This window comes from Pseudomonas ceruminis, from assembly GCF_021602025.1.
In the GTDB taxonomy this organism is placed as follows: domain Bacteria; phylum Pseudomonadota; class Gammaproteobacteria; order Pseudomonadales; family Pseudomonadaceae; genus Aquipseudomonas; species Aquipseudomonas ceruminis.
Genome location: NZ_BQHW01000046.1, coordinates 18,977 through 27,069 on the forward strand (window position 1 = coordinate 18,977; position 8,093 = coordinate 27,069).

At 65.7% G+C, this 8,093-nt stretch carries 5 protein-coding genes; all 5 read right to left on the reverse strand.

All coding sequences use genetic code 11. The annotated features are described in order from the left end of the window. Positions 1–71: 71 nt before the first annotated feature. The 5 genes from L6D80_RS28840 to uvrA all read right to left on the reverse strand — a co-directional run bounded on the left by L6D80_RS28840 (position 72) and on the right by uvrA (position 8,068). Entirely contained in the window at positions 72–452 is a 381-nt protein-coding gene (locus tag L6D80_RS28840; protein ID WP_176514763.1) for a hypothetical protein, read from the reverse strand. Between the two features lie 61 nt (positions 453–513). Further along, positions 514–1,650, reverse strand: coding sequence for an HlyD family secretion protein (locus tag L6D80_RS28845; RefSeq protein WP_176514769.1), 1,137 nt, complete (start codon positions 1,648–1,650; stop codon positions 514–516). Beyond that, positions 1,647–3,296, reverse strand: coding sequence for an MFS transporter (locus L6D80_RS28850; RefSeq protein WP_176514781.1), 1,650 nt, complete (start codon positions 3,294–3,296; stop codon positions 1,647–1,649). Before L6D80_RS28850 ends, L6D80_RS28845 begins: the two co-directional genes overlap by 4 nt. Before the next feature lie 322 nt (positions 3,297–3,618). Further along, positions 3,619–5,373, reverse strand: coding sequence for an L-lactate permease (locus tag L6D80_RS28855; protein ID WP_176514767.1), 1,755 nt, complete (start codon positions 5,371–5,373; stop codon positions 3,619–3,621). A 178-nt stretch (positions 5,374–5,551) separates the two neighbouring features. Continuing rightward, positions 5,552–8,068: an excinuclease ABC subunit UvrA gene (gene uvrA, locus L6D80_RS28860; RefSeq protein WP_236183098.1), complete on the reverse strand. Its 2,517-nt coding sequence runs from the start codon at positions 8,066–8,068 to the stop codon at positions 5,552–5,554. Positions 8,069–8,093 lie beyond the last annotated feature (25 nt).

Here is an 8,093-nt window from a genome sequence, read left to right on the forward strand (position 1 = left end):
GCTGGATGCGACCTGGGCAAGACTCAACCGCTGGACCCTTCAAGTGCGGGGTCGGGCGGGGTCGGTTGAGCCTATTTCACATGTGCAGCCATGTGTGCAGGCACGGACTCTGTCATTGCTGCCGGTTGCCACCGTTCAAGGCGACGGGCGAAAAGGAGGCGCGATTCTACGGCCTGGCGACGATTTGCCCAAGGGGCATCGGCCTGCGACCAGACGCCGCAGGGGCGGCGCAGTCGCTGTGCAACGGCGCCGTTCACTGCGAGAGCACGGTCAGAGGGCCGGGGATTTTGCGCCTCGGGCCTGGCCCAGTCCGGGAGCCCGGTGATCTTGTAGGCATAGGTCACGCGGGAAATCTTCTGCCCCATCATTTCGCCCGGCTCGCTGAACTGCTCGATGGCGGTGACCTGGGCCTTGCCGAAGCACAGCCCGCCGCGGGTGGTGCCGTTGAGCATCTTCTGGGCGTCGGCCTTGTTTTCTCACATTCACACTGCGGGGCAGGCTGCCCGGGCACGGTCAATGGGCGTGCTCACGGGTGTCGATGCTCACCACCACCGACATACCCGGGCGCAAGCGCTTGGCCTGCGACTGGTCGGCATCCACCGTGATCCTCACCGGTATGCGCTGGGCGATCTTGACGAAGTTGCCGGTGGCGTTGTCGGCCTGCAACAAGGCGAACTCCGAGCCTGTGGCGGGTGAAATCTGTTGCACGTGGCCACGCAGTTTCAGGTGGTTGAGTGCGTCCACGGTAAACGTCGCCGGCTGGCCGATGCGTACATTGGCCATCTGGGTTTCTTTCATGTTGGCAATCACCCACAGGGTATCGGGCACCAGTGCCATCAGCTGTGCGCCGGAGTTGACGTAGGCGCCCAACCGCGTGCCGATCTGCCCCAGCTGGCCGTCACGCGGCGCCGTCACCCGGGTGTTGTCGAGGTCGATGCGGGCCAGTTCCACGGCAGCCTTGGCGTTCTCCACTGCCGCCTCCAGCGCGGCGCGGTTGACAATTACCGTCTCCAAGTCCTGGCGGGCGATCGCCAACGCTGCCTTGGCCTGGGCCAGGCTGGCCACGGCGGCGGCCTGGTTGGCGCGGGTCACGTCCAGCTCCCGGCGCGATACCGAGCCGTCGCTGACCAGCGCCTGGTTGCGGCTGAAGTCGGCGCGGGCCTTGTCCACCTGGGCCGTCGCATCGCCGATCGCTGCTTGACGCTGGGCGATAGTGGCCTGGGCACTGTTGCGCTGCTGCAGGTTGTTGGCCAGCGCCGCCTGTTGCTGCTGCAACTGGGCGATGGCCTGGGCCAGGCGCTGCGTGTAGATGCGATCGTCAAGCTGCACCAGCAAGTCGCCGGCCTTGACGAACTGGAAGTCATGCACCGGCACATCGACGATGTAGCCGCTCAGTTGCGGCCCGATGATCGTGACCTGGCCGCGCACCAGGGCATTTTCAGTGCTTTCGATGGCGCTGCTGAACGGCGGCAGGCGCCAGGCATACAGCACCAGCAGGATGCCGGCCAGCGCCACGCTGGCGAATGTGATGGTGGACAGGATCCGCACCCGCCGCGAACGCACCGGGCTGGTCGGCTCGCTGGGCGGGGTAGCCCCCTCCGGGGTTTCGGCGATGGCGGTGGTGGTGGTCGTGCGGTTTTCTTCGGTCATCGGTTGGCAGTGCCGCTGGTTGAATCGGATGAAATGGCCTGGCGGGTGGTGTACCACAGCCAGGTGCCGCGTAGGCAGATCCAGACCATGGTAAGGATCGCGATCGCGCCAATCAGCATGAACACGTCGTTGTACGCCATGACATTGGCCTCGCGGGTTGCCGCGCTGGCCAGCAGGCGCATGCCGGCCTCGCTGCGCAGGGCCGGGTCGGCGATGACCCCGGCATAACCGCCACCGCCGCTTTGGACACGGGCGTTGACCAGCGGTTCGAGGTAGCTGAGGCGGTCCATCAGGTGGCTGGAGTGAAACTTCTCGCGCCAGGTCTGGAAAGTGCCCAGCAGCGCCGCGCCGATCAACCCGCCGAGGTTGTTGCAGATGCCGAACAGCACCGAAAAGCTCACCAGGTTACGTGGGTTGGCCCGCACATGGCTGATGCCAAGCGCCATGGACGGGCCGAGGAAGAAGGTACTGCCAAACGCCAGCAAGAACTGGCTGAGGTACATCTGCGCCGGGCGGGTCAGGTTGCTTGAGCTGCTGTCCATGAACGCCCCAGTGGCCATGGCCAGAAGGGAAATGAACAGGGGGATGATCAGGTGGTTGGGGTTGATTGTCAGCGCGCTGCAGGCCAGGCCCGCCACAGCCCCGAGCAACATGATGGCGTACAGCGTGCGCATCTGCTCGCTGCCCATGTTCAGCGCTTGCAGAAAGCCTACCGCGCCAGTGGACTGCTCGGAGGTCACCATGCGGATCAGGATGACACACAGGCCCAGGCGGATAATGGCGCCACTGCCCAGCCAGCGGGTCATCAGCAATGGGTTCTGGCGGTTGTGCTCAATGGCCAGGCCGCTGAACACCAGGCCGATGGCTGCTGCCAAGGCAACGCCGATCCAGGGGGCGTCCAGCCACCAATCGATACGGCCCAACGACAGCACGGCGCAGAGCAACGCGGTGCCGCTGGCCATGAGGGTGAAGGTGAGGAAGTCCAGTGGCTCGAAGGTCTTGAAGCGATCACCGGGAGGCAGTTTGAGCATCAGCACACAGCCCAGCGCGGCCAATGCCAGGCCCAGTTCGAACAGGTAAAGGCCGCGCCATTCGGCGATCTGCAGCAGGTCTTCGGAAAAAATCCGCGCCAGCGGCAGGGCCAGTTGCGAGGCGCCCAGGCCCAGGACCATGGCCTTGAGCCGCCACTGTGCCGGGAACGCCTGGATCATGTAGTAAAGCCCCAGCGAACTGAGCGCCGCGCCCACCATGCCGTGGGCGGCACGCACGGCGATGGCGGAGTTGAGGTCGTTGACGAACAGATGGGCGAAGGTGACCAGGGCGTACAGCACCAGGAACACTTCGGTGAAGGCGCGCAGGCCATACTGCTGGCGGAACTTGACCAGCAGCAGGTTCATCGACACGCTGGTCATCACGTAGGCGGCGGGCAGCCAGGCCATTTCTGCGGTGGTCGCGCCCAGGGCGCCTTGCAGGAACACCAGGTTGGCGGTGACCAGCGCGTTGCCCAGGCCGCCGGTGATCGCCACCAGCAGGCCGACCACGCCGAAGGCCAGGCGTTTGGCCGGGGCATGCAGGGGCGTGGAGGGGGAGCCGGGTAGGCTGGGTTTTTCGTGGGGAAGCCACTGGCGAGGGGCGTATTTGTCCATGGGCATGACTGTACGTGGCGGCCCTATCGCCGGCAAGCCGGCTCCCATAGAACAAACGCTAACTTACTGATTGGGCGGGGATCCTGTAGGCGCGGCTTCAGCCGCGAACACCGGCGAAGCCGGTGCCATCCACCGCGGCGCCTGCTTCGCGGCTGAAGCCGCTCCCACAGGGTATGCGGCGCGCTCGCGGGCTTTGTTCTCTGCGCGACAGCGCAGCCCGAAGGGCTGGGTAATCGCCCACAGGTACACCACAGGTTCAAGAACCAAGGCGTGCCTGTGGGAACCGGCTTGCCGGCGATAGGGCCAGTGTTGGCTCTGCGAATCAGCCACCCACCACCATCGACGTGAACGGCGCCACATAAGCCTGCAACGTCACCAGGCAACCCACCAGGATCGCCAGGATCACCGAGTGGAAGAACACGTAGCGCAGGATCTCGCCCTCATGCCCATACCAGCGAGTAGCAGTGGAGGCCACGACGATCGACTGTGCATCGACCATCTTGCCCATTACCCCACCGGAACTGTTGGCCGCCGCCATCAGCACCGGGCTCAGGCCCAACTGCTCGGCCGTGACCCGTTGCAAGCCACCGAACAGCACGTTGGAGGCCGTGTCCGAACCGGTCAGCGCCACCCCCAGCCAGCCCAGTAAGGTGCCGAACATCGGGTAGAAGATACCGGTGGCGGCGAAGGCCAGCCCCATGGTCGCGTCCAGCCCGGAGTAGCGCGTGAGAAAACCCAGCGCCAGCATGGCGACGATGGTGATCAGCGAATAGCGCACCACCCACAGCGTGCGCAGGTACTGGCGGCCGAGTGCCAGCGGCGAATAGCCCATGAGTAGCCCGCCCAGCACCGCTGCGAGGAAGATACCGCTGCCGGTGGCGGTGAACCAGGTGAACTTGTACTGGGCGTCTTCTTTCTTGGGCGCGGGCACCACCGGCGGGACCTTTTCGATGTGCTGGTGGATGGTGTCGAAGGTCAGCACGGGGGCGAATAGTGGGTTGGCTTCGCGCAGCGGCTTGCCTTGCGGGTCCAGCATGGCTGCGCCGCTGGCAGGGTCCAGCGCCGGACGTGTGTCGAACAGGTTCTTGAAGCTTGCCGTGCCCCAGGCGAACACGAACACGGTGAGGATGATCCACGGCATCCAGGCCTTGAACACGCTGCGCTGGTCGCGCACGGCAAACGCGTCGTGGGTGCCAGGTGTGTGGTCTGCGTCGACCTTGGAGTTGTCCACGCGGCCAGTCAGCGCCGCCGAGGTGTGCACGGTGGCTGGCTTCCAAACCCGCAGGAACGCGGTCAGGCACGCCATGGATATCAGCGCAGCGATCACGTCGACCAGCATTGGCCCGTGGTAGTTCGACACCAGGAACTGGGGGATGGCGAAACTCACCCCCGCCACCAGAATCGCTGGCCAGATTTCCAGCATCTTGCGCCAGCCGGCGAACGCCCAGATCAGCCAGAACGGTACGATGACCGAGAAGAACGGCAGTTGCCGGCCGACCATGGCCGACAGCTCCATCTCATCCAGCCCGGTGACCTTGGCCAGGGTAATGATGGGCGTACCCAGCGCGCCGAAGGCCACCGGAGCAGTGTTGGCGATCAGTGCCAGCCCCGAGGCGGCCAACGGCGAGAAGCCCAGGCCAATGAGGATTGCACCGGTCACGGCCACCGGCGTGCCGAAGCCTGCCGCGCCCTCGAAGAACGCGCCAAAGCAGAAGGCGATCAGCAGCAGTTGCAGGCGGCGGTCGTCGGTGATGCGCGCCAGCGAGTCCTGCAGCACCTTGAACGAGCCGTTTTCGGTGGTAAGCCGGTGCAGGAAGATGATGTTGAGCACGATCCAGCCGATGGGCAGCAGGCCATTGGCTGCGCCGTACAACGCCGCTGAGCCGGCCATGCTCGCTGGCATGCCGAAGGCGAAAATCGAGATCAGCAGCGCGGAACCCAGGGCGAGCAGGGCGGCGATGTGAGCCTTGATATGGAAGAACGCCAGGGCCGCGAGCATCACCACCACCGGGACGGCGGCCATGAGGGTGGAGAGCCACGGGCTTGAGAACGGGTCGTAGATTTGCTGCCAGACCATATGCCACCTCGTTTGTTGTTGTGTGAGGTTTCGCGTTTTTGGGCAGATGGCATGCGGGGATGCCAGGAGGAGTATAGGAAAGGTTTTTGTCTGCTGTAGATGTTCCACCTAGGCCGGCGTGCGCGGGCCATCCAGCCCCGTGGGGCCGGACACGCCGCGCAAAAGGGCCGGTAAGGCGCTACAAGGCCCTGGCCAAGAACTCGGCGGTACGGCTCTCACTGCAGCGCGCAACCACCTCAGGCGGCCCACTCACCACCACAGTACCCCCGGCATCCCCGGCCCCCGGCCCGATGTCGATCACCCAGTCGCTTTGCGCGACCACCCGCATGTCATGCTCGACCACCACCACACTGTGTCCGCTGTCGACCAGCCGATTGAGCTGTACCAACAGTCGGTCGATATCCTGTGGATGCAGGCCATTGGTAGGCTCGTCCAATACATACAGCGTGGCCCCCCGGGCCATGCGCTGCAGTTCTGTGGCCAGCTTGATGCGCTGCGCCTCACCCCCGGACAACTCGGTAGCCGGCTGGCCCAGACGCAGGTAGCCCAGGCCGATGTCCTGCAGCACCTGCAGGCAGCGCTGCGCCGGGGGCTGTGCGGCGAATACCTGCAGGGCCTGATCGACAGTCAACTGCAGTACCTGGGCAATGGTCATGCCTTCCCAGGTCACAGCGAGGGTGTCAGGGTTGTAGCGCGCGCCATGGCACGTAGGGCAGGGCGCGTAGACGCTGGGCATGAACAGCAACTCGACACTGACAAAGCCTTCGCCCTCACAGTTCTCGCAGCGCCCCTTGGCGACATTGAACGAGAACCGCCCGGCATCGAAACCGCGGGCCTTGGCTTGCTCTGTGGCGGCGAACAGCTTGCGCACGTGGTCGAACAACCCGGTGTAGGTGGCCAGGTTGGAGCGTGGCGTGCGGCCGATAGGCTTCTGGTCGACCTGCACCAGCCGCTTGATGTTGCCCAGGCCGGCGCTGACGCGACCGCTGCTGAGCTGCTCCGGTTCGTCCTCCAGGCTTTGTTCCTCGGCTTCGGCCCGTTGTTCGGCATGGCCCAGGTGGGCACCGACCAGTTCCAGCAACGCCTGGCTGACCAGGCTCGACTTGCCGGAGCCGGAAACCCCGGTGACCGAGGTAAAGCAGCCCAGCGGAAACTGCGCGCTGAGGTCGTGCAGGTTGTTGCGGCTGATGCCCTCGAGCTGCAGCCAGTCTTGCGCCCGCCGCGGCGTACGTGGGGCCGGCGTTGCCTCGGCGAACAGATAGGCACCGGTGCGCGACGCCGCTACTTGCGCCAGGCCTGCGGGCGGGCCGCTGTACAGCACCTGCCCGCCATGCTCGCCTGCCGCCGGGCCAACGTCCACCAACCAGTCGGCTCGGCGCAGGGTGTCCAGGTCATGCTCGACCACATACACCGAGTTGCCGGCCTGCTTCAGCCGCTGCAAGGCTTCGAACAGCGCTTCGCTGTCCGCCGGATGCAGCCCGGCCGACGGCTCATCCAGCACATAAATCACGCCGAACAATTGCGAATTGAGCTGGGTGGCCAGGCGCAGGCGCTGCAGCTCGCCGGAGGACAATGTCGGTGTGCTGCGTTCCAGGGCCAGGTAACCCAGGCCAAGGTCGATCAGGGTATCGATACGTTCGAGCAACTCGACGCTGATGCGCTGAGCGGCCAGGCGCTTTTCCAGGGTCAGGTTGTCGTCGTGCTGCTCCAGGTAACCGTGCGCCGAGACCTTGCGGAACACGTCGGCCAGCGCCTGCAGCGGCAGACGCGACAGCTCGCCGATATCATGCCCGGCGAACGTCACCTGCAGCGCCTCGCACTTGAGCCGCTTGCCCTGGCACAGCGGGCACGGGCTTGGGCGCATGAACTGGGACACGCGCTTGCGCATCTGGGCGCTTTGCGAATGCATGAAGGTGTGCAGCACATAGCGCCGCGCGCCGCTGAAGGTGCCCTGATAGCTGGGTTCGAGCTTGCGCTTGAGGGCGGCGCGAGTCTGCGCTGGGGTCAGCCCGGCGTACACCGGAACGGTCGGTGTCTCCTCGGTGTAGAGAATCCAGTCGCGTTGTGCCTGGGGCAAGTCGCGCCAGGGGACATCGACGTCGTAGCCCAGGGTCACCAGGATGTCGCGCAGGTTCTGCCCCTGCCAGGCCATCGGCCAGGCCGCCACGGCCCGTTCGCGGATGGTCAGTGACGGGTCGGGGACCAGGGTCGCCTCGGTCATTTCGTACACCCGGCCCAGCCCATGGCACTCGGGGCAGGCGCCTTGCGGCGTGTTCGGTGAGAAGTCCTCGGCATACAGCATCGGCTGCCCCGCCGGGTAGCTGCCGGCGCGCGAATAGAGCATGCGGATCGAGCTGGACAGGGTGGTGACACTGCCCACCGACGAGCGCGCGCTGGGCGTGCCGCGCTGTTGCTGCAACGCCACCGCCGGAGGCAGGCCGTCGATGGCGTCCACGTCTGGCACCCCGACCTGGTCGATCAGGCGCCGGGCATAGGGCGCGACCGATTCGAAATAGCGACGCTGGGCTTCAGCGTAGAGGGTGGAGAAGGCCAGCGACGATTTGCCCGAGCCGGAGACGCCGGTGAACACCACCAGTGCGTCGCGGGGGATGTCGACGTCGATGTTCTTGAGGTTGTGCTCACGGGCGGCACGGACGCGGATGAAGCCGGGCGGGGTGGGGTGGCGGGGCGGCATGGGGGCTGTCCTTGGCGGTGGGGAC